At 69.0% G+C, this 239-nt stretch carries 1 protein-coding gene; it reads left to right on the forward strand.

Annotation, left to right across the window (positions count from 1 at the left end; all coding sequences use genetic code 11):
- Positions 1-70 precede the first annotated feature (70 nt).
- A partial coding sequence (locus RZA33_RS19990; protein WP_416337897.1) for a DUF4054 domain-containing protein occupies positions 71-239 on the forward strand: 169 nt, incomplete at its 3' end.

A 239-nucleotide genomic window follows, 5' to 3' on the forward strand; every position in this document is an offset into this window, starting at 1 on the left:
TAACCGCCGCCGGCGTCACGCCTGACGCCGCAGCCGAGACCGCGACGACGCGCAAGGGCAGGGGCGGCAAGTGACGACGCCGACTCCCGCGGTCGTCACCAACGCACAGTTCCGCGGCGACTTCCCCGAGTTCGCCGACGCCACCGCCTATCCCGACACGCAGGTCAATTTCTACCTGAACCTCGCGCAGACGCGCCTCGACCAGACCCGCTGGCTCGACCTTTGGAGTTACGGCGTCG

It is taken from the genome of Halovibrio sp. HP20-59 (assembly GCF_033052795.2).
GTDB lineage: Bacteria > Pseudomonadota > Gammaproteobacteria > Pseudomonadales > Halomonadaceae > Vreelandella.